31 protein-coding genes and 1 pseudogene are annotated in these 24,057 nt (G+C 70.9%); 14 read left to right on the top strand and 18 right to left on the bottom strand.

The window, feature by feature from the left end; translation table 11 throughout:
* Positions 1-32: 32 nt before the first annotated feature.
* Positions 33-2,486: a SpoIIE family protein phosphatase gene (locus ACZ7HQ_RS15785; RefSeq protein ID WP_470989521.1), complete on the top strand. Its 2,454-nt coding sequence runs from the start codon at positions 33-35 to the stop codon at positions 2,484-2,486.
* A 57-nt stretch (positions 2,487-2,543) separates the two neighbouring features.
* Here ACZ7HQ_RS15785 and ACZ7HQ_RS15780 read toward each other — a convergent pair whose 3' ends face one another.
* Both ACZ7HQ_RS15780 and ACZ7HQ_RS15775 read right to left on the bottom strand, forming a co-directional pair.
* Positions 2,544-3,167 carry a DUF305 domain-containing protein gene (locus tag ACZ7HQ_RS15780; protein ID WP_470989519.1) on the bottom strand — a complete coding sequence of 208 codons (624 nt, stop codon included), beginning with the start codon at positions 3,165-3,167 and terminating at the stop codon, positions 2,544-2,546.
* Between the two features lie 96 nt (positions 3,168-3,263).
* Positions 3,264-3,680, bottom strand: coding sequence for a DUF6153 family protein (locus tag ACZ7HQ_RS15775; protein WP_470989516.1), 417 nt, complete (start codon positions 3,678-3,680; stop codon positions 3,264-3,266).
* Between the two features lie 196 nt (positions 3,681-3,876).
* Here ACZ7HQ_RS15775 and ACZ7HQ_RS15770 point away from each other — a divergent pair, with 196 nt between their 5' ends.
* Positions 3,877-4,602: a lysophospholipid acyltransferase family protein gene (locus ACZ7HQ_RS15770; protein ID WP_470989513.1), complete on the top strand. Its 726-nt coding sequence runs from the start codon at positions 3,877-3,879 to the stop codon at positions 4,600-4,602.
* A gap of 102 nt (positions 4,603-4,704) precedes the next feature.
* Here ACZ7HQ_RS15770 and ACZ7HQ_RS15765 read toward each other — a convergent pair whose 3' ends face one another.
* The 8 genes from ACZ7HQ_RS15765 to ACZ7HQ_RS15730 all read right to left on the bottom strand — a co-directional run bounded on the left by ACZ7HQ_RS15765 (position 4,705) and on the right by ACZ7HQ_RS15730 (position 11,539).
* Positions 4,705-6,303 carry an alpha/beta hydrolase gene (locus tag ACZ7HQ_RS15765; protein ID WP_470989510.1) on the bottom strand — a complete coding sequence of 533 codons (1,599 nt, stop codon included), beginning with the start codon at positions 6,301-6,303 and terminating at the stop codon, positions 4,705-4,707.
* A 187-nt stretch (positions 6,304-6,490) separates the two neighbouring features.
* A complete protein-coding gene (locus ACZ7HQ_RS15760; RefSeq protein ID WP_470990671.1) occupies positions 6,491-7,249 on the bottom strand; it encodes an urease accessory protein UreD in 759 nt (252 codons plus the stop codon).
* The gene (gene ureG, locus ACZ7HQ_RS15755) at positions 7,246-7,923 is read right to left on the bottom strand and encodes an urease accessory protein UreG (RefSeq protein ID WP_470989508.1); all 678 of its coding nucleotides are present in this window, start codon (positions 7,921-7,923) and stop codon (positions 7,246-7,248) included. The genes ACZ7HQ_RS15760 and ureG overlap by 4 nt, the downstream gene beginning before the upstream one ends.
* A 62-nt stretch (positions 7,924-7,985) precedes the next feature.
* Positions 7,986-8,660: an urease accessory protein UreF gene (locus ACZ7HQ_RS15750; protein WP_470989505.1), complete on the bottom strand. Its 675-nt coding sequence runs from the start codon at positions 8,658-8,660 to the stop codon at positions 7,986-7,988.
* 10 nt (positions 8,661-8,670) lie between these two features.
* A complete protein-coding gene (locus ACZ7HQ_RS15745) occupies positions 8,671-10,392 on the bottom strand; it encodes an urease subunit alpha (RefSeq protein WP_470989503.1) in 1,722 nt (573 codons plus the stop codon).
* Positions 10,385-10,696, bottom strand: coding sequence for an urease subunit beta (locus tag ACZ7HQ_RS15740; protein ID WP_470989499.1), 312 nt, complete (start codon positions 10,694-10,696; stop codon positions 10,385-10,387). The genes ACZ7HQ_RS15745 and ACZ7HQ_RS15740 overlap by 8 nt, the downstream gene beginning before the upstream one ends.
* Positions 10,697-10,705: 9 nt before the next feature.
* Positions 10,706-11,008: an urease subunit gamma gene (locus tag ACZ7HQ_RS15735; protein WP_451377073.1), complete on the bottom strand. Its 303-nt coding sequence runs from the start codon at positions 11,006-11,008 to the stop codon at positions 10,706-10,708.
* Between the two features lie 225 nt (positions 11,009-11,233).
* Positions 11,234-11,539: a type II toxin-antitoxin system Phd/YefM family antitoxin gene (locus ACZ7HQ_RS15730; RefSeq protein ID WP_470989497.1), complete on the bottom strand. Its 306-nt coding sequence runs from the start codon at positions 11,537-11,539 to the stop codon at positions 11,234-11,236.
* Between the two features lie 273 nt (positions 11,540-11,812).
* Between ACZ7HQ_RS15730 and ACZ7HQ_RS15725 the strand changes: the two genes are divergently transcribed.
* Both ACZ7HQ_RS15725 and ACZ7HQ_RS15720 read left to right on the top strand, forming a co-directional pair.
* A complete protein-coding gene (locus tag ACZ7HQ_RS15725) occupies positions 11,813-12,046 on the top strand; it encodes a helix-turn-helix domain-containing protein (RefSeq protein ID WP_470989493.1) in 234 nt (77 codons plus the stop codon).
* 191 nt (positions 12,047-12,237) lie between these two features.
* A complete protein-coding gene (locus ACZ7HQ_RS15720; protein WP_470989490.1) occupies positions 12,238-12,513 on the top strand; it encodes a hypothetical protein in 276 nt (91 codons plus the stop codon).
* Here ACZ7HQ_RS15720 and ACZ7HQ_RS15715 read toward each other — a convergent pair.
* On the bottom strand, positions 12,503-12,868 hold the full coding sequence (locus tag ACZ7HQ_RS15715) for a DegT/DnrJ/EryC1/StrS family aminotransferase (protein ID WP_470990670.1): 366 nt from the start codon (positions 12,866-12,868) through the stop codon (positions 12,503-12,505). The genes ACZ7HQ_RS15720 and ACZ7HQ_RS15715 overlap by 11 nt on opposite strands.
* Positions 12,869-12,886: 18 nt before the next feature.
* On the opposite strand from ACZ7HQ_RS15715, the gene ACZ7HQ_RS15710 reads away from it, so the two are divergent.
* On the top strand, positions 12,887-13,381 hold the full coding sequence (locus ACZ7HQ_RS15710) for a hypothetical protein (protein ID WP_470990718.1): 495 nt from the start codon (positions 12,887-12,889) through the stop codon (positions 13,379-13,381).
* Positions 13,382-13,449: 68 nt separating this feature from the next.
* On the opposite strand, the gene ACZ7HQ_RS15705 is transcribed toward ACZ7HQ_RS15710, so the two are convergent.
* Positions 13,450-13,755, bottom strand: a complete 306-nt coding sequence (locus ACZ7HQ_RS15705) for a hypothetical protein (RefSeq protein WP_470989488.1) — start codon at positions 13,753-13,755, stop codon at positions 13,450-13,452.
* Between the two features lie 26 nt (positions 13,756-13,781).
* Positions 13,782-14,315: a hypothetical protein gene (locus ACZ7HQ_RS15700; RefSeq protein WP_470989485.1), complete on the bottom strand. Its 534-nt coding sequence runs from the start codon at positions 14,313-14,315 to the stop codon at positions 13,782-13,784.
* A gap of 396 nt (positions 14,316-14,711) precedes the next feature.
* Between ACZ7HQ_RS15700 and ACZ7HQ_RS15695 the strand changes: the two are divergent.
* Positions 14,712-15,296: pseudogene (locus ACZ7HQ_RS15695) on the top strand (transposase); the annotation flags it as partial.
* A gap of 24 nt (positions 15,297-15,320) precedes the next feature.
* On the opposite strand, the gene ACZ7HQ_RS15690 reads toward ACZ7HQ_RS15695, so the two are convergent.
* Positions 15,321-15,914, bottom strand: coding sequence for an SMI1/KNR4 family protein (locus ACZ7HQ_RS15690; RefSeq protein WP_470990668.1), 594 nt, complete (start codon positions 15,912-15,914; stop codon positions 15,321-15,323).
* Positions 15,915-16,207: 293 nt separating this feature from the next.
* On the opposite strand from ACZ7HQ_RS15690, the gene ACZ7HQ_RS15685 reads away from it, so the two are divergent.
* Positions 16,208-16,483, top strand: a complete 276-nt coding sequence (locus tag ACZ7HQ_RS15685; RefSeq protein WP_470989483.1) for a hypothetical protein — start codon at positions 16,208-16,210, stop codon at positions 16,481-16,483.
* A gap of 58 nt (positions 16,484-16,541) precedes the next feature.
* Here ACZ7HQ_RS15685 and ACZ7HQ_RS15680 read toward each other — a convergent pair whose 3' ends face one another.
* A complete protein-coding gene (locus tag ACZ7HQ_RS15680; protein ID WP_470989480.1) occupies positions 16,542-17,102 on the bottom strand; it encodes a hypothetical protein in 561 nt (186 codons plus the stop codon).
* A 134-nt stretch (positions 17,103-17,236) separates the two neighbouring features.
* Here ACZ7HQ_RS15680 and ACZ7HQ_RS15675 point away from each other — a divergent pair, with 134 nt between their 5' ends.
* Entirely contained in the window at positions 17,237-17,485 is a 249-nt protein-coding gene (locus ACZ7HQ_RS15675; RefSeq protein ID WP_470989477.1) for a hypothetical protein, read from the top strand.
* A gap of 35 nt (positions 17,486-17,520) precedes the next feature.
* Positions 17,521-18,126 carry a DUF6417 family protein gene (locus ACZ7HQ_RS15670; RefSeq protein WP_470989474.1) on the top strand — a complete coding sequence of 202 codons (606 nt, stop codon included), beginning with the start codon at positions 17,521-17,523 and terminating at the stop codon, positions 18,124-18,126.
* A gap of 160 nt (positions 18,127-18,286) precedes the next feature.
* On the opposite strand, the gene ACZ7HQ_RS15665 is transcribed toward ACZ7HQ_RS15670, so the two are convergent.
* The gene (locus ACZ7HQ_RS15665; RefSeq protein ID WP_470989471.1) at positions 18,287-18,607 is read right to left on the bottom strand and encodes a hypothetical protein; all 321 of its coding nucleotides are present in this window, start codon (positions 18,605-18,607) and stop codon (positions 18,287-18,289) included.
* A gap of 863 nt (positions 18,608-19,470) precedes the next feature.
* Between ACZ7HQ_RS15665 and ACZ7HQ_RS15660 the strand changes: the two genes are divergently transcribed.
* The 4 genes from ACZ7HQ_RS15660 (at position 19,471) to ACZ7HQ_RS15645 (ending at position 21,764) form a co-directional block, all read left to right on the top strand.
* Complete coding sequence (locus ACZ7HQ_RS15660) at positions 19,471-19,752, top strand: hypothetical protein (protein WP_470989468.1); 282 nt, start codon at positions 19,471-19,473, stop codon at positions 19,750-19,752.
* 14 nt (positions 19,753-19,766) lie between these two features.
* Positions 19,767-20,402, top strand: coding sequence for an ATP-dependent Clp protease proteolytic subunit (locus ACZ7HQ_RS15655; RefSeq protein ID WP_470989465.1), 636 nt, complete (start codon positions 19,767-19,769; stop codon positions 20,400-20,402).
* Positions 20,403-20,409: 7 nt separating this feature from the next.
* Entirely contained in the window at positions 20,410-20,715 is a 306-nt protein-coding gene (locus ACZ7HQ_RS15650) for a hypothetical protein (RefSeq protein ID WP_470989462.1), read from the top strand.
* Positions 20,716-21,290: 575 nt separating this feature from the next.
* Positions 21,291-21,764, top strand: coding sequence for a C40 family peptidase (locus ACZ7HQ_RS15645; protein WP_470989459.1), 474 nt, complete (start codon positions 21,291-21,293; stop codon positions 21,762-21,764).
* A gap of 7 nt (positions 21,765-21,771) precedes the next feature.
* Here ACZ7HQ_RS15645 and ACZ7HQ_RS15640 read toward each other — a convergent pair whose 3' ends face one another.
* Entirely contained in the window at positions 21,772-22,389 is a 618-nt protein-coding gene (locus ACZ7HQ_RS15640) for a LysE family translocator (protein WP_470989457.1), read from the bottom strand.
* A gap of 78 nt (positions 22,390-22,467) precedes the next feature.
* Between ACZ7HQ_RS15640 and ACZ7HQ_RS15635 the strand changes: the two genes are divergently transcribed.
* Complete coding sequence (locus tag ACZ7HQ_RS15635; RefSeq protein WP_470989455.1) at positions 22,468-23,391, top strand: LysR family transcriptional regulator; 924 nt, start codon at positions 22,468-22,470, stop codon at positions 23,389-23,391.
* A 78-nt stretch (positions 23,392-23,469) separates the two neighbouring features.
* On the opposite strand, the gene ACZ7HQ_RS15630 is transcribed toward ACZ7HQ_RS15635, so the two are convergent.
* The gene (locus tag ACZ7HQ_RS15630; RefSeq protein ID WP_470989452.1) at positions 23,470-23,928 is read right to left on the bottom strand and encodes an ATP-binding protein; all 459 of its coding nucleotides are present in this window, start codon (positions 23,926-23,928) and stop codon (positions 23,470-23,472) included.
* Between the last annotated feature and the right edge of the window lie 129 nt (positions 23,929-24,057).

Here is a 24,057-nt window from a genome sequence, read left to right as displayed (position 1 = left end):
GTAGACCACTCTCAGCGACAGAGAGGTCGGCCGTGGGCACTCACGAGGAGCAGGACGTCGCCCCGCACCGGTTCGACGTGGCCGATGCCGCGCCCCTGCTGCTCGACGCACGGGGCGTGGTGACCTGCTGGACGCCGGACGCCCAGCGGCTGCTGGCCTACACGGCGACCGAGGTGGTGGGCACCGGGGTGACCGGTCTGCTGGCCGCCGAGGACGCCGCGCGGGCACCCGAGCTGGCCGAGCGGTGCCGCAGGGACGGCGGCTGGGCGGGGTTGCTGACCGCACGGCGCAAGGACGGGCAGCCGGTGCGGGTGATGGTGCGGATCACCCCGGCGGTGGCACGCGCCGGCGCCCCGCACTGGCTGGTCCTGCTCTCCGACATGTCCGGGGCGCGCGGCTGGGACATGAGCCGTGCGGTGCTGGAGCAGATGGTGACCGACTCCCCCGTCGGCATCGCGATCGTGGACGCCGACCTGCGGTGCGTCTGGTCGAACGCGGCCCTGGAGCGGTACGGCGGCGGCTCCGCGCGGGAGCGGCTGGGGCGGCGGCTGGCGGAGATCCAGCCGGGCCTCGACTCCCTGGGCATCGAGGCCGAGATGCGGCGCGTACTGGAGACCGGCCGGCCGGTGGTGGGGTACGAACACGTGGGCCAGGTGCGGTCCGCTCCGCACCGGGAGACGGCGCACATGATGTCGTTCACCCGCCTCGACGACGACCGGGGACACCCTATGGGCGTGTACTACACCGTCGTCGACATCACCGAGCGGTACCGCGCCCGGCAGCGACTGGCCCTGCTCGACCGGGCCGGCGAGCAGATCGGCCGCACCCTGGACATCGGGCACACCGCACAGGAACTGGCCGACGTGGCCGTGCAGAACTTCGCCGACTTCGTCAGCGTGGACCTGCTGGAGTCCGTGCTGCGGGGCGCGGAGCCCGCGCCGGGGCCGCTGGGCGAGACGGATCAGGTGCCGCTGCGGCGGGCCGGGCACCAGTCGGTGAACCCGGGGGTGCCGGAGGCCGCCGCGCGGATCGGCGAGGTGGTCACCTACCTCGCCGGATCGCCGCCGATCCGCTGTCTGACCACGGGCCGGTCCTGGCGCGAGGAGCGGCTCGACCCGCCGGCCGAGGAGTGGGCCACGCCCGTCCCGGGCGGCCGCACGGCGACCTTCCTGGAGCTGGGCCTGCACAGCGCGATGATCGTTCCGATACGGGCGCGGGGCGTCACGATGGGCGTCACCGCCTTCTTCCGGCGCCGCCGTCAGGAGCCGTTCGACGAGGACGACCTGAGTCTCGCCGAGGACCTGGTCTGCCGGGCGGCGGTGTGCGTGGACAACGCCCGCCGCTACACCCGCGAACGGGAGGCGGCACTCGTCCTGCAGCGCAGCCTGCTGCCACACCGGCTGCCCGAGCAGGACGCGGTGGAGGTGGCCGCCTGCTACCGGCCGGCCGACGAGCTGACCGGCCTCGGCGGCGACTGGTTCGACCTCATCCCGCTGTCCGGGGCACGCGTGGCGCTGGTCGTGGGCGAGGTGCCGGGACACGGGATCGACGCGGCCGCGGCCATGGGAGGGCTGCGTACCGCCGTACGCACCCTCGCGGGGCTCGACCTGCCGCCCGAGGAGGTGCTCGCGCGCCTCGACGACCTGGTGGCACGGACGGCCCGTGAGGAAGGAGTGCCGCCCCCGGAGGACGCCGGTATCCGGGGCCCCGGATGCGTGTACGTCGTCTACGACCCCGTCGACGGGCAGTGCACCATGGCGGCCGCGGGGCATCCCACGCCTGCCGTCGTCCTGCCCGACGGCACCGTCGCCTTCGTCGACCTCCCGCAGGGGTCGCCGCTCGGGGTGGACGGTCCGCCCTTCGAGGCGGTGGAGCTGACCCTGGCCGAGGGCAGCACGCTGGTTCTGCACACCGACGGGCTGCTGGCCCACGGGGACTTTGACGGGGCCGGCGACGCGGACCGCGACCGGCTGCGCCGCGCCCTGGAACAGCCCGCCCCCTCGCTCGACCTGCGCTGCCGTACCGTCGTCGCCACCCTGGTCCCGGACCGGCCGCACGACGACGTGGCCCTGCTGATGGCCCGCACCAGGCTCATGGGCGCCGACCGGGTCGCCGACTGGGACCTGCCGGCCGACCCGGCCGTGGTCGCCGACGCCCGCAAGGAAGCCAACCGGCAGCTGGCGGAGTGGGGCCTGGAGGAACTGGCGTTCACCACCGAACTGATCGTGAGCGAGCTGGTCACCAACGCCATCCGGCACGCGGAGGGGCCCGTCCGCCTCCGGCTGATCCGGGACCGGACCCTGATCTGCGAGGTGTCCGACGGCGGCGCCACCGCCCCCCATCTGCGCCATCCGCGCACCACGGACGAGGGCGGCCGCGGCCTGCTGCTGGTCTCCCAGTTCACCCAGGGGTGGGGAACCCGGTTCGTGCCCGAGGGGAAGGTCATCTGGGCCGAGCAGTCCCTGACGGCTCCGCCGGGCGCCTGAGGTGCCCCGCGCGTACCCGCACACACGACTGTGACGGGCCACGCGGGGCGGGGTGCGTCAGCTCTTGCGGAGGAGCTTCTTCATCTCCTTGATCTCGGCGTTCTGCGCGGTGACGATGGCGTCCGCCATGGTCCTGGCCGGGCCGTAGGCGCCCTTGTTCTGCTCCGTGCCGGCCATCTCGACGGCGCCCTGGTGGTGCTCGACCATCATGGACAGGAACTTCGTGTCGAAGTCCTTGCCCTCGGCCTTCTTCAGCTCGGTCATGCCGGCGTCGCTCATCATCCCGGACATCCCCGGCATGCCGGAGTGTCCCGAGTGGTCCATGCCGGCCATGGGCACCTGCTCGCCCCAGGACCTGAGCCATCCGGTCATGGTGCGGATCTCGGGGTCCTGTGCCTTCCGGATGCGGGTGGCGAGATCCTTCACCTGCGCCGAGGAGGCCCGGTCGGCGGCGAGCCGCGCCATCTCCAGGGCCTGCTGGTGGTGCGGGATCATGCCCTGCGCGAAGGTGACGTCCTGGGCGTTGTGGGCGCCGGCCGACGCGCTCGGGGAGGCCGACGGGCCGTGAGCGGCATGTCCGGTGTCGTCACCGCCGCCACCGCAGGCGGCGAGGGCGAGGGCGGCGGTCGCGGCCACCACCGCGAGGGCGGCGCGGCGGCGCGTGGAAGTACGGGTGGTCATGCTGGAACTCCTGCTCTTCTCAAGGGATTTCGGGCGCGCGTGAGCACGACCGCGGGCGCTCCGCCGGCAGGCGGCGGCCGCGGCCGGCGGGGCCTTCTAGATCCGCAGGAGCTGGAGTTCGGCCAGGGAGGGCGGGGCGCGGGCGCCTTCCGGACCGGTGGCCGCACGGGAGCGCGGACAACGGTCCGGAACGGGTACGGCCACGGGGCCGGGGATCGGGGCGGGCAGCTGCGGGCCGCCGTTCAGCGCGCCCGAGGCGCAGGTGGCGTCGGCGTGGTGCGGCAGGCCGCCACCGCAGTGGCCGTCGGCGTCGGGGCAGTGGTCCTGCGCGACGACGTCGACAGCGGCGAGCGGGGTGCTGTGACGCGCCGGACCGCCGTGCCACCCGTGCCCCATGCCCCCGCCGGGCCCGAGCGCGTGCATGCCCAACAGGCCCACCAGCACGGCCAGCACAACCAGCACGCGCTGCCGCCGGCGGGGCGGGCGCGCGGTGTGTGGTCCGGTGCTGTGCATCGGCGCCATCGTACGGGGGCCGGACACGAGCGACTTCGCGGGGCTCGCCCGCATCACCCCGTACGGGGCCAGCATGAGACCGGCTGAACATGGCTACAGATGACCCCAGGTGCCCATGAGCCGAATGCTCAGGAACCCACACTGACCTGGGAAGGCGCCAGTCCCCTCGGGGAGCCGGTCGACTGAGGAGCGAGCCGTGTTCTACTACCTGCTCAAGTACGTGCTGCTGGGTCCCCTGCTGAGACTCGTCTTCCGGCCCCGGATCGAGGGGCTCGAGCACGTGCCGGCGTCCGGTGCCGCGATCGTCGCGGGGAACCACCTGTCGTTCTCGGACCACTTCCTGATGCCGGCGATGCTGAAACGGCGCATCACCTTCCTCGCCAAGGCGGAGTACTTCACCGGCCCGGGCCTCAAGGGCCGGCTCACCGCGTTCTTCTTCCGCAGCGCCGGGCAGATCCCGGTGGACCGCTCCGGCAAGGAGGCCGGCCAGGCGGCGATCCGGGAGGGTCTCGGGGTGCTCGGCCGGGGCGAGCTGCTCGGGATCTATCCGGAGGGCACCCGTTCGCACGACGGCAGGCTCTACAAGGGCAAGGTCGGGGTCGCCGTGATGGCGCTGAGGGCAGGGGTCCCGGTGGTGCCGTGCGCGATGATCGGCACGTTCGAGGCGCAGCCGCCCGGGAAGGTCATCCCGAACGTCCACCCCGTCACCATCCGCTTCGGCGAGCCCCTCGACTTCTCCCGCTACGCCGGGATGGCACAGCACAAGGCCGTGCTGCGGGCCGTCACCGACGAGATCATGTACGCGATCCTCACCCTGTCCGAGCAGGAGTACGTCGACGAGTACGCGGCCGTGGTCAAGGAGCGGCAGGCCGCGGAGAAGGGCGCCCGGGAGCGCCGGTTCCCACGGGCGCCGCTCAGCTGACCGCGGGTGGGTGCGCGAACTCCTCGCAGCGGGCGAGCGGTTGCCGGTACGAGAGAGGGGCGGCCGGTGGTCCGGCCGCCCCTCGTCACCGTGGGAACGCTGTTACGGCTTGGGCGTGGCGTGCGGGGTGCAGGTCACGTCCGCGGCGTCCAGCTTGCCGTCGACCAGGTAGGCGTCGACGCGCTGGTTGATGCAGGGGTTGACCAGGCCGGTCACACCGTGGGAGCCCGCGTCCTTCTCGGTGATCAGACGGGAGCCCTTGAAGCGCTTGTGCAGCTCGACGGCGCCCTGGTACGGGGTGGCGGCGTCCCTGGTGGACTGCACGATCAGCACCTGCGGCAGCCCCTTGCCGGTCTTCACCTCGACCGGGGTGCCCTGCTTCACCGGCCAGGTGGCACAGGGCAGGTTCATCCAGGCGTTGGCCCAGGTCATGAACGGGTAGTCCCTGTTGAGCCGGGTGTTGTCCCGGTCCCACTTCTTCCAGCTGGTGGGCCACTTGGCGTCGGCGCACTCGACGGCCGTGTAGACCGCGTTGCCGTTCTCGGCGCTGATGTTGCCGGCCGTGTTCGACAGGTCGGGGGCGGCGGCGTCGACGAGCGCCTTGGTGTCACCGGCGACGTACTTGCTGAACACCGTGGCGACCGGAACCCACGAGGAGTCGTAGTACGGCGCGCTCTGGAAGAAGGAGATCAGCTCGGCCGGGCCGACGACCCCGCCGATGGGGTTCTTCTTGGCGGTCGCGCGCAGCTCGAGCCACTTGGCCTCGACGGCGTCACGGGTGGTGCCGAGGTGGAAGGCGGCGTCGTTGGCGGCGACCCAGTCCTCCCAGTCCTTCCAGCGGCCCTCGAAGGCGATGTCCTGGCCCAGGTTGGCCTGGTACCAGATGTTCCGGCGGGAGGGGTCGACGACGCTGTCCACGATCATGCGTCGCACGTGGCCCGGGAAGAGCGTGCCGTACACGGCGCCCAGGTAGGTGCCGTAGGAGGCGCCGAGGAAGTTGAGCTTCTTCTCGCCGAGCGCGGCGCGGATCACGTCGAGGTCGCGGGCGGTGTTCAGCGTGGTCATCTGCCGGAGCACGGTGCGGCCGGTGCGCTCCAGGCAGCCGTCCGCGTACTCGTGCGCCAGCTTGCGCTGCGCGGTCTTGTCCGCCTCGGTGTCCGGCACCGGGTCCATCTTGGGTGCCTTGACGAACTCCTGCGGGTCGACGCAGGAGATCGGGGCGGAGTGGCCGACACCGCGCGGGTCGAAGCCCACGAAGTCGTAGGCCTTGGCGACGTTCGCCCAGACGGGGTTCTTGTTGGTGACCCGGGTCGGGAAGCGCAGCCCGGATCCGCCGGGCCCACCCGGGTTGTAGACGAGCGCGCCCTGACGCTCGCTCTTGCTGCCCGTGTTGCCGATGCGGTCGACGGCGAGCTTGATCTGCTTGCCGTACGGGTGGGCGTAGTCGACGGGCACCGTGACCCAGCCGCACTGGATGGGCTTCGCGAACCCCCAGTCGGCCGGGCAGTCCTGCCAGTCGATGCCGGCCTCGGCGGCGCGTGCGGCGGCTGTCTCGGCGCCCCTGGCCTCCCGGTCCTGGCCGGGCCGGCCGGCGGCGCCGGCCGCGGGCGCCGTAACGACACCGGCGATCAAGGTGGCGGTGACGAGCGCTCCGGCCGAACCGAGCGCCAGCAGACGGCTCTTCGGTCTGTTCTCCCTCAAGTGGGACCCTCCCCCAACATCTGCATCGCTGCGAATGGTCAGGCGGGGATCCTCTCGGCTGTGAGCGACCTGAGAACAGGGGTCGCCGGCCATCTTTACCAATCCGATAACCGGACGATCACGTCCCGTTGAGCGGAACACTCCGCGACTCGCGCCGCAAGCGGAAGTGCCTCCCCTCGGGGGCGCTTCAGCCGAGCCGGGCCGAGATGTCGTCCAGGAGCCGTCGTAGCTGCAGCGCGTCCGGTGCCACGGCGCTGGCCAGGACTGCGGGACCGGCCAGTGGTATCAGGGCCGCGCGCTCCCCGAGAACCTGCGGCCCCGGCGGGTGCTGCGCGAACTCCGGCCGCACGATGACCAGTTGTCCCACCGCCCGGTGTCCCGCCAGCACGGCCGGTCCGTCCCAGCCGCCCGGGGCGCCGGGGCCGCAGGACAGTTCCTGGTCCAGTACCGGCCGGCCCGCGACCCGGACGGTCAGCCGGCTGGTGAGGCGCCCGGGGGGCTCTCCCACCCGGCCGAGCACCTGCTCCTCGCGCAGCACGAGCCGGGCGCCCGCGGCGAGTTCGGCCCGTGTGGTGACGTGCAGGTCGCTGCCGCGGGCGGAGATCAACTGCTCGGGCAGCCAGTGCAGTTCGGCGCCGTCGGCCACGTCGAGCCGTACGTCGTAGCGGGCCTCTCCCTTGGCCTGGCCCGGCAGGGCGAGGGTGGCGGCGGCCGAGCCGACGTGCAGCCTGGCGCCCTGCTCCACCCGGGCGGTGAGCGTGAAGCGGTCGCCGCCGAGCGGTCCGCTCATCGCGCCGACCACCATGACCTTCGCTTCCGCGCCGCTCGACCGGGTACGGCGCAGGGCCAGCGGGCCCTCCCCGTCCAGCACGGGCAGTGCGGTGCCGCCGCGGCCGTCGGCGCGGGCGACGATCCGCGCGTGCGCCCGGACCCCGGTGGTGGTCACGCCGTCCACGCGGCGAGCCGCTCCCGCACCCAGGCGGCCACGTCGGCGACGCCGCTCTCGCCGCGCAGCGACTGGAAGACCACCGGCAGTTCGGCCCGCTGCGCCTTGGCGTCGGCGGCCATCCGGGCGAGGTCGGAGCCGACGTACGGGGCGAGGTCGGTCTTGTTGACGACGAGGAGGTCGGCCGTGGTGACGCCGGGGCCGCCCTTGCGCGGGATGTCGTCGCCGCCGGCCACGTCGATCACGAAGATCTGTGCGTCCACCAGCCCCTTGGAGAAGGTCGCGGTGAGGTTGTCGCCGCCGGACTCGACGAGGATGAGGTCCAGCGGGCCGACCGCGTCCTCCAGGTCCTCCACGGCTTCGAGGTTGGCGGAGATGTCGTCGCGGATCGCGGTGTGCGGGCAGGCGCCGGTCTCCACGGCGGTGATCCGCTCGGGCGGCAGCACGGCCTCCCGGAGCAGGAACGCGGCGTCCTCACGGGTGTAGATGTCGTTGGTGACGACGGCGAGCGACAACTCCTCGCGCAGGGCCCGGCAGAGCGCGGCGACGGTCGCGGTCTTCCCGGACCCGACGGGCCCGCCGAGCCCGATGCGCAGGGCCCGCCGGGCTCCGTCGGGGCGGTGGGCGTCGGCGCCGACTGCGGCGGGGCCGGTGTGGGTGTGGTCGAGGTGCATGTACGGCTCCTTGTACGAGCGGCCGTGGGTCTGCGACGGCCACTTCTGTCGGGTGGGAGGACTCAGGACGCGAACAGCCGTACCGGCCAGGCCGCGTGCCACTCCGCGCCCACTTCCAGCAGGGGCCCGGAAGAGGCCGGCAGCGCGTCGACACCCTCGTCGAGCACTGTGCGCGCCGCCTCCACCGCCGTGTCCGCCACCCGGTCCAGTTCCGGTGCCAGACGGGCCAGTACGCCGGTCGCGTCGAAGGGGTCCAGGCTCAGCAACCGCACGGTCGCGGTCGCCGGTCCGCTCACGCTCTCGTACGCCGCGCAGTACGCCGCGTCGTCCGGCCCCAGTCCGGCCGCCCGCGCGGTGAGCCCGAGGACCACCGGCTGATGCGCCCCTCTCGGGAACTGCCGTGCCACCGCGTCGAGTTCGTTGCACGGCCAGCCTGCCCGAGCCGCCCGCAGCAGCTGACGGCCCAGCCGGCGCGCGGCGCTGCGCAGCGCCGGGGACGGCGTGCGGGCGTCGGCGGCCGCGTCGAGCTCCGCGGGATCCGCGCCGAGTGCGGCGGCGGCCGCCAGCGCGCCCGCGACCAGCCCGGCGGTGTGCAACCGGCCCCGGCAGAAGTCCTCCAGGCTCGCGGCGGAGGTGATCCGGCCCGCCTTGACGGCGGCCTCCGCCCCGCCGGAGTGCGCGTGCCCTCCGGCGGGGAAGCGGCCGTCGGCCAGGACGAGAAGTGCTGCCCGTGACATCACGACCCCCTCAGAAGAGGAAGTAGCGCTGGGCCATGGGCAGTTCGGCAGCCGGGGTCGCCTCGACCAGCTCGCCGTCGATGTGCACGGCGAAGCTGTCGGGGTCGATCCGGACGTCGGGCCGGGCGTCGTTCTCGCGCATGTCGGCCTTGGTGACCGCGCGCGTGGACGCGATCGCCGTGAACCGCTTGCCGAGCGCCAGCCGCTCCGGCAGCCCGTCCTCGATCGCCGGCCCGGCCACGAAGTTGACGGAGTTGGCGGCCGGGGCGCGGCCGATCGCGCCGTACATCGGGCGGGGCAGGATCGGCTGCGGGGTGGGGATGGAGGCGTTGGCGTCGCCCATCTGCGCGTAGGCGATCTGGCCGCCCTTGACCACGAGGTGCGGCTTGACCCCGAAGAACGCCGGTTCCCACAGCACGAGGTCGGCGAGCTTGCCGGTCTCCACGGAGCCGATCTCGGCGGCGAGGCCCTGCGCGAGCGCGGGGTTGATCGTGTACTTGGCGACATAGCGACGCACGCGGTGGTTGTCCGCACGTCCGTCGCCGGGCAGCGCCCCGCGCCTGCGCTTCATCACATGGGCCGTCTGCCAGGTGCGCAGGATCACCTCGCCGACGCGGCCCATGGCCTGGGAGTCGGAGGAGATGATCGAGATCGCGCCGAGGTCGTGGAGGATGTCCTCCGCGCCGATGGTGGACGGCCGGATCCGGGACTCGGCGAAGGCCAGGTCCTCGGGCACCGCCGGGTTGAGGTGGTGGCACACCATCAGCATGTCGAGGTGTTCCTCGGCGGTGTTGACGGTGTACGGCCGGGTCGGGTTGGTGGAGCTGGGCAGCACGTTGGGCTGCGAGACCACGGTCATGATGTCCGGCGCGTGACCGCCGCCGGCGCCCTCGGTGTGGTACGAGTGGATGCCCCGGCCCGCGATAGCGGCGAGGGTGTCGCCGACGAACCCGGCCTCGTTGAGGGTGTCGGTGTGGATGGCGACCTGGATGCCCGTGCGGTCGGCGACGGTGAGCGCGGCGTCGATGACGGCCGGGGTGGAGCCCCAGTCCTCGTGCAGCTTCAGGCCGAGGGCGCCGCCGCGGATCTGGGAGAGCATCGCCTCGTGGCTGACGGTGTTGCCCTTGCCGAGGAAGCCGACGTTGACCGGGTAGGCCTCCATCGCCTCGAACATCCGGGCCAGGTGCCAGGGGCCGGGCGTGACGGTGGTGGCCTTGGACCCCTCGGCGGGGCCGGTGCCGCCGCCGACCAGGGTGGTGATGCCGGCGGCCAGCGCCTCCTCGGCGACCTGGGGACAGATGAAGTGCACGTGCGCGTCGATGGCGCCGGCGGTCAGGATCCGCCCGTTGCCCGCGATGATCTCGGTCTCGGGGCCGATGACCAGGTCCGGGTGGACGCCGTCCATGGTGTCGGGGTTGCCGGCCTTGCCGACCGCGGCGATCCGGCCGTCGCGGATGCCGACGTCGGCCTTGACGACGCCCCAGTGGTCGACGACGACGACACCGGTGATCACGGTGTCGGGGGTGCCGTCGGCGCGGGTGGCGCGGGACTGGCCCATGGACTCGCGGATGACCTTGCCGCCGCCGAAGACCGCCTCGTCACCGGAGGCGCCGGGTCCGCCGGAGCGGTCCTCCTCGATCTCGATCAGCAGGTCGGTGTCGGCGAGCCGGATGCGGTCCCCGGTGGTGGGCCCGAACAGGTCGGCGTAGGCGCCGCGGGAGAGCTCAGGCATCGAGGGCACCTCCGGTCTCCCCGCGCAGTCCCGGCACGATCCGGGCGCCGCCGAGGGGCACGAGTTCCACGTCGACGGGGATGCCGGGCTCGAAGCGCACGGCGGTGCCGGCGGCGACGTTCAGCCGCTTGCCGCGGGCTGCGGCACGGTCGAACTCCAGGCCGGGGTTCGCCTCGGCGAAGTGGTAGTGGGAGCCGACCTGGACCGGCCGGTCGGCGGCGTTGAGGACGGTCAGCCGGGTGACCTCACGGCCGGCGTTGAAGGCGACGGGGCCGTCCGCGAACAGGATCTCTCCGGGAATCATCGCGGCCCCTCAGATGATCGGCTCGTGGACGGTGACGAGCTTGGTGCCGTCCGGGAAGGTGGCCTCCACCTGCACGTCGTGGATCATCTCCGGGATCCCGTCCATGACGTCGTCCCTGGTGAGCAGCTTGCGACCGGAGGACATCAGCTCCGCGACGGTACGGCCGTCACGCGCGCCCTCGAGGATGTGCGACGTGATGAGGGCGACCGCTTCCGGGTGGTTGAGCCTGAGACCGCGGGCCCGGCGCTTCTCGGCGACGTCGGCTGCCACATGGATGAGCAGCCTCTCTTGCTCATGCGGGGTCAGTTGCACGTCCCACCTCACCGTCCTTGCTCCGGACCGTGCGGGGTCCGGTTGCCGCAGCCACCACGAAGGGGATAGATGTAACACACAGACAAATCCCCGAATCGTCATCAATCCGGGCAGAAAAACCCCTGGTGGCGTGGATCGGCAGGCTAGTTCGTCGGAGTTTCGGCGACGTTAACCAGACCTTGATCCCCTCATGACCGGGCGATGGGGCCCGCGATACCCCGTGAGTCAGGACACGCCGGGTCCGCGGTTCTCGGCGGCCGCGCCGTGCCCGCGATGCTCCGCCGCGATCCCGAACCGCTGCTGTTCGCGCGCGACGGAACCGACCTCGCGGACACCCGAGACCGAGCTGATGACCTGTTCCTCGGCCGGCTCGTCGAGCGCGTCCAGCCGCTCCAGGTCGGCGGCCGAGACCAGCGCGACCAGCGGCTTGCCGTGCCGCGTCACGACGACGCGTTCACCGCCGTACACCACCCGGTTGATCAGGTCGGCGAGCTCAGCCCTGGCTTGCGTCACCGGAATCTCGTAGGCCATGCCCCCTAGCTTACGGAGCGTCCATGGCGTCCATGAGGTCCAGGGACTCGCCGGAATCGCAGGACCAGGAGAGAGGGCTCCTCGGTGACCCACAACGGTTCTGCGAGATGCGTGCGAGACGGCGAGCGGCCACAAGATGGTCTCCAGGCACAGAACAGGCCCCGGCCCGGCGGGGGTTTCCGGTCCCCCTGCCGGCCGGGGCCGTGCAGCTGACGTTAGCGTAATTCGAATGTACGTTCGGGCTTTCGATCCTCAACAGTCCAGCGTGGTTGGGTGCCATCAGCTCCATCGCCCGACTGGGTTCGTAACCGACGCCGGGCCATCGGCGCCAACATCCGAACGGCGCGGCTGGCGGCCGACCTGACCCAGGAGACGGTGGCGTTACGAGTCGAGATCGACCGGCCGTCGATCGTCCTGATCGAACAAGGCGAGCGCAACGCGACGATCGATACCCTGATCCGCATCGCAGAAGCCATCGGCGTCCCCCTTGCCGACCTCGTCCGCTGAACGCCGGCCGCGACCCCGCCCATCCACCACGGGGGGAGACAGACGAGCGGGGCCAGTTCATGAGCGGCTACATTGCGGGCGTCCCGCAAGACGCCGCGTAGGCGACGTCTGCTGGGGCGCCCGCTTACACAGGTACCTGTGCACGTACACGGTCGCCCCGGCGCCGCTCGACGAGTGGCGCTCGACCAGAAGTGGCTCCTCGTCCGGCCGGCTGGGCTTGGGCGGTCGCGCTGACCGGCGAGGTGACGGCGGCCGGGTTGCAGACAGCGGTAGGCCCGCTCCTGGCCGATGCCCACCTGCGGGCGGGCATGGCGGAGCGGGCCCGTGCGTACGGAGGCCCCGACGCGGCTGACAGGCTCGTGGACGAGATCCTGGCCGCCGAGTTCGCCGGGGCGCCCCGCTTGGCGAGTGCCAGAGCGGCGAACGGGCTGCGGCAGGAGTTGCCGAGGCAGACGGTCAGGACCTGACGCACGATGTGGCTCCCACGCTCTTGAGGGCCTGGCCGAGGGCGGTCACGACCTGGTCGATGTCGTTCTCGGTGAGGTGCTGGTGGAACGGCAGCGTCAGGACCTCGCGGCCGACGTGCATGGTGGCGGGCAAGTCGCGCCGCAACTGGGTGAAGGCGGGCTGCAGGTGGTTGGGCGGGTAGTGGACGCCGACACCGACGCCGCGGGCTTTCATCTGCGCGTGGACCTCGTCGCGGTCGGGGATGAGGACCTGGCACAGGTGCGGCACGGAGCGGTCCACATCGACGTCGACCAGGCGCACGCCGTCCAGGCCGGCGAGGGCTCGCCGGTAGGCCCGCCACAGGATGCGGCGGATGGTCTCCGCCCTCTCGAAGTGGTCGAGCTGAGCCAGGCCGATGGCCGCATTGACTCGGCGGCCGCAGGCAAGGACCGGACGACGGCCCTCTCCCTGCTGGAAGAGGCGGGAGAGGAAGCCGACCGCAGGCCGGCCGTGGAGGGGCTGTTCACCGTCGAGGCCACCCGCGCGCAGGTGGATGCGTACCGGATCAGCGTGCTGAACGCCCTCGGCACTCCGGACGAGGGCGTCGGCATCGCGGCCCGGCTGGACGTGGACCGCATGCCGACGGTGGAGCGGCGCGCGCGAGCATGGACCGACATCGCACGCATGGGGAACGCGCTCGGCGACGCACCGCAGACGTTCGCCGCCCTGCAGCGCGTCGAGCACGAGGCACCGCAAGTCGAGCACGAGGCACCGCAAGAGGTGCGTCGGCCCGCGCTCCGGGCGTTGACCGCGGGCCTGCTGTACGGGCCGACCCGAGTGGAGGGCGCGCGAGAGTGCGCCGCCCGCACCGGTGCCGTGGCCGCGTAGAACGGAAGAAGCCCCCGCCACCCGGAGGCAGCGGTTCGCTGTTCGGACAGCGGCAGCCGGATGGTGCCTCAGCCCGCCGGGAGCTTGCTCTTCTGATCCTGGCAGTACACGACCACGGCCGCAGAGATCAACGCGGTCGTCTCCTTGGTGGAATAGCCCAGCTTTGCGTAGGCGACCGCGTCGGCGAAGGAAGAGTGCAGCTGCTTGCACAGGGTGGGCCCTTCGCCACTCAACGTGGCGGCGAGCGTGTTGCCGTCGATCCCACCGAAGTCATCCGGGTCAGCCACCGTGACGAGGCCCGCGTATTTCTTGTCGTTGTCGCTGGGCCCGTTGGAGCAGCCGACCGGTATGAGCGCGGCGAGGGCCGTGACCACGCAGCCGGTGAGTGATCAATTCATGGTCACCCTCGGCTCAATCCGTCGACGGCCGACTTGTACACGGCGGCCTGCGCCGGGGTCAGGTAGTGGGAGACCCGCACGAGCACGGTGCCGTGGACGTAGTCGTACTCGGCGAGGGCCGGCATCGACTTGGTGACGGCCTGGATGTACTTCGCTCGGATCTGCGCGTCCGACGGGCTGCCGAAGACCTCGATTGCGCCGCCGCGGTCGACGTCGCCCTTGTCTGTGCCCTCGACGTCGCTCGCCTTTATCCGGTTGTCCGTGAAGGTGATCTTCGACGTGTACTGGTTCGGCCGGCCGAGGAGATGGTTTGGGTCGTTCTCCGCAGTGACGGTCCCGGAGAGCTTCGCAGTGCTGACCTTCGCTGAGATCTGTGTGAACGCGGTGTTCGCAGTCAGCGGCTTGCTCGCGGCGGCCGCGGCGCTGGGTTTGCTGTTGCCGCTCGACCCGGTGGAGCTGGAAGGGTTCGAGCTGTTGCAGGCGGCGAGCGCGGCCAGGAGGACGGCGGTCGCCGCGGCGGTGAGGGTTCTGTTCACCGGCAGATCATGCGACGTGTGCACGATACATGGAAGTGATGTGATGGAGTTGTGACGGTACGTTCGACGGCAGACACGCCGAACGCCGGCACCCAGGCGAGGCAGCCCCAGGGTGAGCCGAAGCGGCCACCCAGAGTGAGCGTGCTCGAAACGCGCCCGGCGAGCAGCGAGGAGAAGTCCGCATGGATGAGAAGCCAGACCGGTACGAGCTGAGGGCGCGACAACTCCGCATTCTGGCGGCCCTGCACCGCAAGCGTGCCGCCGAGCTAGTGCCGTGACCAGGAAGGTCTACCGGGTCGAGGTTGGGGCCGTTGGATGGGCGGGTGAACTCCGTTCGGATCGCCGGGAGGTGTGAGTGGCCGAGGCTGTGCGGGTGCGCAGACTGACCGATCAGGAGGGGCAGCGGCTGCGCGCTGGTCGGTCCGCAAACTCGCCGCTCACCTGCGCCGCGGCACCACGTTCCAGCGCACCAAGACCTGGAAGGAGTCCCCCGACCCCGAGCGCGACGCCAAGCTCGACCGGATCGAGCAGGTGCCGGATCGCTTCCCGGACCGGGTCTTCGCCTTCGAGGAGTTCGACCGCCTGCCAGCGACCTACCGCCGCACCCACGGCGTCACCTACTTCCACGGCTGCTACTCCGTCGGCGACGACACCCTGTGGAGCGTCAACCGCCGCCGCAAGGGCACCGCCAGCAGTCTGGCCGCACTGAAGTCGATCCGCGCCGCCCGGCCCGACGGCGCACCGATCTACATCATTGTGGACAACCTCTCCGCCCACACCGGCGCGGACATCGGCCGCTGGGCGAAGAAGAACAAGGTCGAGCTGTGCTTCACCCCGACCTACGCGTCCTGGGCCAACCCCATCTAGGCGCACTTCGGCCCGCTGCGGCAGTTCACACTGGCCAACTCGAACCATCGCAGCCATCCCTCGCAGACCCTGGCCCTGCACCGCTACCTGCGCCGGCGCAACGCCAACGGCCGCCGCCCTGTCAGGCTCCAGGAGCTGCTAATCCCAGGGTTCGCCCGTGGCGGGGTCCAAGCCCGCCTCCAAGCGACGCTTCTGCTCACGCCAGTTGACGAAAGTGCGCTCCTTCGGAAGGACGACACTGATCGCCTCCTCCTGGAATTCACCATCGGTGAGCAGTCTGCGCAGGAACTCCGCCATCCCGAAAGGATGGACCTGGAAGGTGGGATTCGTGTGCCGGCCGCATACGAGCACGGGCCATCGGTCGGGATCGTCGGCAGTGGTCAGCCAGCAGTAGATGTCTGCACCGCTCGTGACACCCCACGCCACGATGGAATCGGGGTCCACGTCCAGGGCCGTTCTACCACCGAGCATTTCCCATGTGCCGCGGGCGTTGGCTGTCTCCTGCCGCAGGCCGGACCCGTCCGAATAGGTATCGGATCGCGGAACCGGCAACAGTATTCCAACTTCCCTGCTGACGCTGCCTGCCCCGTACGCCTCCATGAAGGCGACATAGTCCGCCGGAAACCCGGTCCCCCAGATCTCCTCGACCGCGCTCCAGTCGATCCGCTCATCCACGCCGTGCGTCGTTGGCAGAACCTTCGCGAGCGCTGTCACCTGGGAATTTTCGCCCACTGTCACTCCTTCTCGTGCATCTTCGAGGAGCCACAACTTATGTGATCGCACTCCGTGTCAAGACGGATGGCCTCGGTTGGCGTGGACGTCAACCCGGCGAACCATCCCGGTCACGGCACCAGACATCGCAGCCGAAGCGGCGCTGCCACCCGCTCGGTGAGGCGCTTCGCCGAGCTTCCTCCGGACGCAGAGAGGCGAGAGCTGGCCGAGCATCCGGACTTGGCGGAGCTGAACGTACAACTGGAAGGTTTCTACAGGGAGGGCGCGGTGCGCCCGGGCGAGGAGCCCACCACGTGAGCCATCCGCTCGTCGAGTTCTCACTCACCCACTACGACGAGGAAGACCCCGCCCGCATCGATCCGACCGTCGAGGAGATGCGGCACCGGGTCACTGAGCTGGAATGCCGTCTGATCGCCGGCGACGAAGCCTACGACGCGTACAGATCCACGCGGGACGTCGCCTGGACGGCGCTGTGTCTGGCTGTCGGCCCGTACCGCGCAAACCCTGACTTCCGTGACGAGTGGCGTCTCCCCGGCGACCGGCGCGCCTCAGGGGAATCCACGGCATGACGACGACCCCGCCCGCAGGATCCGGTGCGGGGCCGCTGCGCGCCTGACCTGCAACGCCTCAAGCGCCCTGCTTCACCACCTCGGTGATCTTCACGGACACCTTCGTACTCGCCGAAGCCGTACTGATCATGGATGGCGTGTAGTTCAGGCTTGTCTGATCCGACAGCTCAGCCGTCTCGATGACCGGACCGGAGTCGTCGCCGTGGATCTCGTAGGTGATCTCGTACACGGCGTTCGGGTCGATGCTGTTGCTGGCGCCCTGGTAGGTCAGGTTCGGCTCGACCCTGAGATTGCAGCCCGCCGACCCGAAGCACTGCCGCGAGGTGGTTTTCAGCTTGATCGTGAAGCTATCGGCGGTGACCTCGTCGTACGTCGGCGTCGAGTCTTCGGTAGTAGCGGTCGCGGTGTCCTCGGCCGTGGCACTTGGCTTGGCGGTGGCGGCCGGCTTGGTGTGGGCGTTGCTGGACTGCACGACCACGATGCCAGTGGCGACGACAGCGGCGATCACGGCGGCGGCAGAGCCGATGATGACGAGGTTGGTGCGGTTCTTCTTTGCTGGTGTGGGCGGTTCGGGCGGGAGCGGCGGCGGGAAGTCGGGTGGCGGCGTGGTGTTACTCATGGTCCCCCCAAGGCTTGTTGGTGCGTGCACGCATGATGCGCTCGCGTGTGGATGGCGTGAGGGCGCTGTCACTGATCCGTGACCCGAATCCGCTCGAACCGGTAACACCCGCCCACCCCCGCCACACTGGGTTCATGGCGATCCGTTTCGCAGTGCAGGCCAATACCCGGGAAGAGTGCGTGCAGGGCTTGGAGCGCCTCGTGGAGCTCGACCTCGTGCGCGTGCTCCTGCTCCGTCTCCTCAGCCGGTTCGGCTGGAAATCCGTCGGCGCCGGCGCGCTCGTCGTCGTGTACGTGGCAACCCGCTACCGGGCGTGGGTGATCTGGATGGTCATCGGCTGGTGCGCCGCGGCACTCGCACACGCCTCAGCGCCTACGGTCTAGTCACCGACGTATGCGGTAGAGGGGTGGAGTGGAGGATGCGCGACAAGTCGTCTCGCGTCGAGTTGCTTCGGGAGCTACGCGTCCGCCAGCAGGAGGGTCAGCAGGGGTGGGTGTTATCCAGCTGCCTGTCTCCGGGCCTGCAGCAGGCGGCAGAGGGTGCTGCTCGACAGGGTCTGGTGCAGCTGGAGGACTGGGACTTGCGCGCGGAATTGTCCGCCTATGAGGGGCGGCCTGTCTTGTGGGCAGCCCGCTTAACCGCCGAGGCACACGATGCGCTGGCATATGCGGAGGCCAGTCCTGCACCGGCACCGCGGGCTCAGCCGGCAGACGCGGAGCAGCTGATCGAACTGCGGCCGGTGGAGATGGACGCGCTGCGCGTGTACCTGAGCATCCGGCCTGAGCTGCGGGTGCCGTCGGCCGATGGACTTGCCGAGCGGGCGCGTACGGCCTTCTTCAACCGGCCGAACAACCGATGGACGATGTGCCTGACCCAAGAGCAGATCGAGTCGGTCGCGTATGTGCTCCACCTTCGCTCGATCAGCGGATCGATCACGGAGGCCAACCGGTTCGCCAGAGCGTACGGAGTAGCTGTTCGGGTTGACGATTCGACGGGTCTGCTGCGGCCGACCTACTTGCGCTGAGAAGAACAGCACGGCGCGGTGCTGCGGAGGGTGAGCGCGCCGCGAGCTCCGGACTGCGCCCTGATGTCCGGCCCCAGCGTCGAAGAGCCCCAGCTAGTGGGCAACGCCGCACTGTGCCGGGGCTCTGCTGCGTCGCGACCGTCTTCCGGGCCGCGTGTGGTCAGCCGGTGCAGCCGGGGACGGTCCCGGGTGGGGCGCAGTTGTTTGGGGAGTTGCCATTCACCCGGGATTGGGTCAGCGTGACCGTGCCGCCGGGGTTGTTGTAGATGCCGCTGCCGTAGACGGCGGTGTTGTTGTGCACAGAAGAGCCCGTCAACTGCAAAGTGCTTGACGAGTCGTTACAGATACCACCGCCGAGCTGCGACGCCGTGTTGCCCTGCACCGTGAAGTTAGTGAGTGTTGTTGCGCCGGATCCTGCGTTGAAGATGTCGCCGCCATATGGCGCGCTGTTGCCGCTCACTGTGGAGTTGTTCAACGTCACCGTGCCGTTGTTGTTGGCGTCGCACCGTCGGGGGCACTGCCGATCGCGGCCTGAAGGCTTTGGGTCGGACAACGCACCCGGATCACCGGGGCCGCCTGGGCCGGGGCCGCGCCGCTCAGGCCGACCGCTGCCGTCATCGCCGCAACCGTGACCGCGGTCAGCGCGCGTCTGTTCCTCGCCTCTCGGGCTGTACGCAGAGACATCGTGCTCCATGTGCACTCGTTGGACCCTGTTCGGCCCGTCTGGTGCGCAACGTAGATAGGAAGATCAGTCCAGCCGGGCGTCACACCGACCGCATCCTCCGGACAGCCCGAGGCAACGACCGGGACGGGCGAGCACCGGCCGCTGCAGTACCCGCCGAGCGGCGGCGCACGCCCAGCCGCACGTCCGCCCCGTCTCAACCCCGGAGGCGGGGCGGAAGGCGGTGCGCCGGTGAGCGAGGCCGGTGCGAGGCCCGGCTTTCGCGGTGCGGCGTAGAGAGCGCGCCGGTGGCGCTCCCTCGCGGGCGCCACGTCGCCGGGCAGGCTGTGTCGTGGCCTGGTCGAGATCCCAACCGCGGAGTAGCCGGGAGATGACCGTCTCGGGCTTGAGTTGGCGGTTGGGGATGAGGCTGGGGACGCCGGCGGGGTGATGCTGTTGTCCGGGGCCCGGCCGGGTGGCCGGCCTCCGGTGGACGGACATCGACCTGGACGGCGGGACCCTGGCCATCGACATCACGCGCACGATGACCGGGAATGCCGAGGTAGCCGAGAAGGACTCCAAGACGGAGGCCGGCGCACGAGCTCTCCCCTTGCCCGAGCCGGTGCGTAAGGCACTGCCACCCGCTGACGACCCGGCATCTTCGGGAGCACTCCTACTCCGTCATGAAGGAGCTGGAGCTACGGAAGGTGCGGCTGTACGACGCGCGGCACTCATGCCTGACGTTCCTCGCTGTCAACGGCGTACCGGACACGGCTCTCGCGGCGTGGGCCGGGCACGTCAGCACGGACTTCACGAAGCGCGTGTACGTCCACCCCGTTGCGGAGGACCTCCGCTTCGCCGCCGACCATCTCACCGGCTACTTAGTGATCACTAGGAGTACCCCCACGTCACGTACGTCCTGTACATTTTTTACAGAAGCCGAGCCGTCGGAGGCCGTGCGATGAGGAGGGGTATGCCCATGTCCCAAGCGTTCGCCCGCTATGTCCTGCCCGAGTTCACCGAGCGCACCAGCAGCGGGGCGCGCACGCTCGACCCCTACGGCAAGCTCTTCGACGACCGGATCGTCTTCCTCGGCACCACGCTCGACGACACGGCCGCGAACGACGTGATGGCGCAGCTCATGTACCTGGAACACACGGCTCCCGAGCGGGACATCACGCTGTACGTCAACTCCCCGGGCGGTTCGTTCAGTGCGCTGACGGCCGTCTACGACACGATGCGTTACGTCACTTGCGACGTGGCCACCTACTGCCTGGGCCAGGCCGCGTCCCAGGCCGCGCTGCTGGTCGCGGCCGGCGCTCCGGGCAAGCGGTTCGCGCTGCCGGGCGCGCGGCTGGTCGTCGGGCAGCCCCGGCTCGCCGAGCCGGTGCAGGGCCGGCCCAGCGATCTGCTCATCCAGGCCGAGGAGTTGACCCGTACGCGCGCGCTGACGGAGGAGATGCTCGTACGGCACACCGGGCGCACGGCGGAGCAGGTGCGCGACGACCTGGAACGGGACTTGGTGCTGGACGCCCCCGCCGCGCTGGCCTACGGTCTGGTGGACGGCATCGTGCCCGGCCGGCGGAGCACGCCCGGCGCACCGGACGCGAGGTGAGCCGCCGATGCTGCCGGAACTTCCGCCGCTGCCCGCACTGACGCGCGCCGAAGGAGACCTGATCGACCGTTACCTCGACACGGTCGACCTGCTGGGCAGGATCAATCCGGCGCGGGACGGGGACACGTACCGGGGTCTGCGCGCGGCCCAGGCCCTGGTGCGCAAGGCCGCAGAGCTGCGTGACGCCCTCGCGTTGATGCACCAGCGGGGCGAGACGGAGCTGCACGGGGACACGCTGGCACGGGCCCTGCGGGTGCTGGACGGTACACGCCGCACCGCTCGCGTCGCGCTCCCGCCCGACGGCGTCGGCTGATCCGGACGCCCGACCGGCCCGACGGACCCGGATGTCGACACTCGCCGCTCGGGGCGGACACGAAACGGCCCGAACGGCGTACCCCCGAGCGGTGTATATCCAGAACCATTTCGGCGCCTCCCGACTTGCGCACGGCGCGGGTTCCGAGCGCGCGAGAAGCCGCTCCGCCCCAGGTCGGAGACTACGAGCGGGATCTGACGTCGCCTCGAACGCAGGCCTGTCCACTCGAACGGGCGAGTGGTGAGTAACGCCACAAATCCGGGGTTCCGTTGGGATTTTCAGACAGTCGTGAGTGAAGATCCCTGTCTGACGACAAGCCCCCGCCACCACGGCGGGGCGGTCCGGGCGGACGCCGAGTCCTGCCGCCGCCCGGATGACCGGTCGACAGGAGTGGATCGGCAGGAGTGGAGGACCCGAGCAAGACGGGTTGCCGGAACGGACGTTCGTCTGTGCGTCATGGCAGACGGCCGGAGGTTCCGAGCAGCTCTTGGGGTGAAGCCGCTACGCGGCCGGGCAACTTCGCCAGCCCGAATCCGACAGGTCATCCTTCACAGGCGGCTGACGAAGGGTTGCGCATGACTGCGCTGAATCGTGTCCCGTCGCTCATGGCCCGGGCTGGCACGGCCTCGGCCCTCACCCTCGCCGCCGTCGGCGGCTCGATCGCGGTCCCAGGCCTCTCGGCCGACGCCTCGGCCGCCACGCTCGCGACGAAAGCACTGCAGGTCGCGGCCTCCAAGAAGGGCGCCCCGTACCAGTGGGGGGCCACCGGGCCGCGCCGGTTCGACTGCTCGGGGCTGACGCTCTACTCGTTCAAGAAGGCGGGCAAGGCGCTGCCGCGCACCGCAGCCCAGCAGTACAACAAGACGCACCACATCTCCGCCGGCAGCCGTAAGGCCGGTGACCTGGTGTTCTTCCACTCGGGTTCCAACGTCTACCACGTCGGTATCTACGCCGGCCAAGGGAAGATCTGGCACGCGCCGAGGACCGGGGACGTGGTGCGGCTCCAGAAGATCTGGACCAGGAGCGTCTGGTACGGCCGGGTCAGCTGACCCGCCGTCAGGGCAGGAGCGGCTCCAGCAACAGGGCCGCTCCCAGCACCGTCAGCGCAACCCCGGTCCCCGCCCGGAGCCCACGGGCGGCCCGGGGCCGGCGCAGCCACCTGCCCAGCCGGTCCACCAGCACCGCGACGACCTGGAACCACACCAGCGCCAGCCCACACACGATCAGCGCGAGCAGCAGCGTCCGGGGCAGGGCGGCGCTCCCGGCGGGCACGAACTGCGGCAGGAGGCTGAGGAAGGTCAGCGAGGCCTTCGGGTTGAGGACGTTGGTGACGAAGCCCTGCCGGAGCGGATGCGCCGCCTCGGCCGCCGTCTCCTCGGGGTTGTCCGCGGGCCGCCGCAGCGCCCACAGGGTGCGCCCCCCGAGGTGCAGCACATAGGCGCCGCCCAGCAGCTGCAGGGCCCGGAACAGGGCGGGCACGGCCACCAGGACGGCCGCGACCCCGGCCACCGCCAGGGTGGTGTGTACCAGAAGTCCGCCCGCGATGCCGAGCCCGCACACCGCGCCGGCCCGACGCGAGACGAGCGCGTTGCGTACGACCACGGTGAAGTCGGCGCCCGGCACGGCGACGAGTCCGGCGGCGATCCCGGTGAAGGCGATGAGCTGTCCGTCCATGCGGCCAGCCTGCCTCGAACCGGCCTTCACCAGGTATTTCAATGGGGTAGGCCTTAAGCAGTGCTTTAGGCTGCTCCCATGTACGACCCCACCCGGCTGGCGGCTCTCGTGGCCGTCGCGGAGGCCGGCTCGATCACCCGCGCGGCCGACCGGCTCGGGTACACCCCGCCCGCCCTCTCCCAGCAACTGGCCAAGCTGGAGCGGGAGGCGGGCACGGCACTGCTGGTCCGCCACCACCGCGGGGCCCGGCTGACCGAGGCGGGCGAGCTGCTCGTGGCACGGGCCCGGCGGGTGCTCGACGAGCTGGCGCAGGCCCGGCACGAGTTGTCCCGGCTCACCGGACTCACGGGCGGCACCCTGCGTCTCGGCACCTTCCCGACCGCCGGGGTGCATCTGCTGCCACCGGCGCTGAGCGCGTTCCGCCGGGCGCACCCGGACGTGACGCTGTCCGTCGCGGACTACGACCCACCGGCCGGGGTCACGGCGGTGGCGGCCAGCGAGGTGGACCTGGCGCTGACCCACACCTACCACCCGGCCGAGCCCGTCCCCGTGCCGTCGTCGGTGCGGCTGGAACCGGTTCTGGTGGAGGAACTGGTCCTGGTGACCGCGCCCGGACACGCGCTGAGCGGCGCCTCGTCCCGGCTGCCGCTGGCGGAGCTGGCCGGGCAGCCGCTGATCAGCATGGCGCCGCACCATCCGGCCCGCCGCGAGATCGAGGCCCTGCTGTCCGCCTCGGGCGCCACACCGGCCCTTCTGGTGCCGACCCCGGGCTACGCCGTGGTGTGCGCCCTCGTCAGCGCGGGGCTCGGTGTGGCCGTCGTCCCGGAGATGGTGGCCCGCACCGCGGCCACTCCGGTCGGGCTGCGCCCCCTGGAGGCGGGCCGCCTCCACCGCACGATCTCGGTGGCCCACCGCACGGACGAGACAACTCCGGCCGCGGACGCCTTCCGGGCCCTCCTGCGGGGCGCCTTCGGCCGAGCGACCCGCGCCACGGGCTCCTGAACGCGGGCGTGCCCCGCAAGGGCCACCTGCAGTGCTCCGAAGCCGACCGCAGCGCGCCAGCCCGCCCCGCCCGGAGGGCTACGGTTCCTGTGGGCCCCCTGCCGGGACCGGCTCGGCCGGGATGATCCAGGGGAGTTCGATGCAGACCGTCTTGCCGCCCTCGCGGGTGGGGCGGACGCGGAGTGTGCCGCCGCACTCGGCGGTGAGCCAGCGGATGATGACCATGCCGCGGCCGTTGTCCTGCTGGACCGCCGCGGGCAGCCTCTTCGGGAAGCGGGGGTGGCTGTCCGTGACCCCGATACGCAGATGTTCGTCACGGTCCAGCGCGATGTCGACCGTGAAGGTGGGTGACTGGCCGAAGGTGTGCTGTACGGCGTTCGTGGCGAGTTCGGAGACGATGAGCCGCACGGTGTCGGCGACGTCGGTGTCCGAGGGGAGACCCCACTCCACGAGCGTGTCCACGACATAGCTGCGGGCGGCGGGCACCGAGGCGGGATCGCTCGGCAGAGTGACGGATGCTTCCAAATGGTCTGCCATGGCGATGTCGTCCTTTTCCCACGGGACCGCAGTCCGACACGGAGCGGATGGTTCGAGTACGGTCCCGGACTGGTGCTTGCTCGTCAGACTGCCATCACGGGGCCGGTCACGGGGAGCGATCCACCAAGA

Source organism: Streptomyces sp. NPDC037290, from assembly GCF_055603245.1.
Note: the sequence above shows the minus strand (reverse complement) of the source record. Positions and strands in the feature narration are given on the sequence as shown.

Excerpts from the sequence above, each read along its gene's own strand:
- ACZ7HQ_RS15780 (WP_470989519.1), bottom strand. The coding sequence starts at position 3,167 with ATGACCACCCGTACTTCCACGCGCCGCCGCGCCGCCCTCGCGGTGGTG.
- ACZ7HQ_RS15775 (WP_470989516.1), bottom strand. The coding sequence starts at position 3,680 with ATGCACAGCACCGGACCACACACCGCGCGCCCGCCCCGCCGGCGGCAG.
- ureG (WP_470989508.1), bottom strand. The coding sequence starts at position 7,923 with ATGCACCTCGACCACACCCACACCGGCCCCGCCGCAGTCGGCGCCGAC.
- ACZ7HQ_RS15750 (WP_470989505.1), bottom strand. The coding sequence starts at position 8,660 with ATGTCACGGGCAGCACTTCTCGTCCTGGCCGACGGCCGCTTCCCCGCC.
- ACZ7HQ_RS15745 (WP_470989503.1), bottom strand. The coding sequence starts at position 10,392 with ATGCCTGAGCTCTCCCGCGGCGCCTACGCCGACCTGTTCGGGCCCACC.
- ACZ7HQ_RS15740 (WP_470989499.1), bottom strand. The coding sequence starts at position 10,696 with ATGATTCCCGGAGAGATCCTGTTCGCGGACGGCCCCGTCGCCTTCAAC.
- ACZ7HQ_RS15730 (WP_470989497.1), bottom strand. The coding sequence starts at position 11,539 with ATGGCCTACGAGATTCCGGTGACGCAAGCCAGGGCTGAGCTCGCCGAC.
- ACZ7HQ_RS15680 (WP_470989480.1), bottom strand. The coding sequence starts at position 17,102 with ATGAGTAACACCACGCCGCCACCCGACTTCCCGCCGCCGCTCCCGCCC.
- ACZ7HQ_RS15675 (WP_470989477.1), top strand. The coding sequence starts at position 17,237 with ATGGCGATCCGTTTCGCAGTGCAGGCCAATACCCGGGAAGAGTGCGTG.
- ACZ7HQ_RS15670 (WP_470989474.1), top strand. The coding sequence starts at position 17,521 with ATGCGCGACAAGTCGTCTCGCGTCGAGTTGCTTCGGGAGCTACGCGTC.
- ACZ7HQ_RS15660 (WP_470989468.1), top strand. The coding sequence starts at position 19,471 with ATGAAGGAGCTGGAGCTACGGAAGGTGCGGCTGTACGACGCGCGGCAC.
- ACZ7HQ_RS15655 (WP_470989465.1), top strand. The coding sequence starts at position 19,767 with ATGTCCCAAGCGTTCGCCCGCTATGTCCTGCCCGAGTTCACCGAGCGC.
- ACZ7HQ_RS15650 (WP_470989462.1), top strand. The coding sequence starts at position 20,410 with ATGCTGCCGGAACTTCCGCCGCTGCCCGCACTGACGCGCGCCGAAGGA.
- ACZ7HQ_RS15645 (WP_470989459.1), top strand. The coding sequence starts at position 21,291 with ATGACTGCGCTGAATCGTGTCCCGTCGCTCATGGCCCGGGCTGGCACG.
- ACZ7HQ_RS15640 (WP_470989457.1), bottom strand. The coding sequence starts at position 22,389 with ATGGACGGACAGCTCATCGCCTTCACCGGGATCGCCGCCGGACTCGTC.
- ACZ7HQ_RS15635 (WP_470989455.1), top strand. The coding sequence starts at position 22,468 with ATGTACGACCCCACCCGGCTGGCGGCTCTCGTGGCCGTCGCGGAGGCC.
- ACZ7HQ_RS15630 (WP_470989452.1), bottom strand. The coding sequence starts at position 23,928 with ATGGCAGACCATTTGGAAGCATCCGTCACTCTGCCGAGCGATCCCGCC.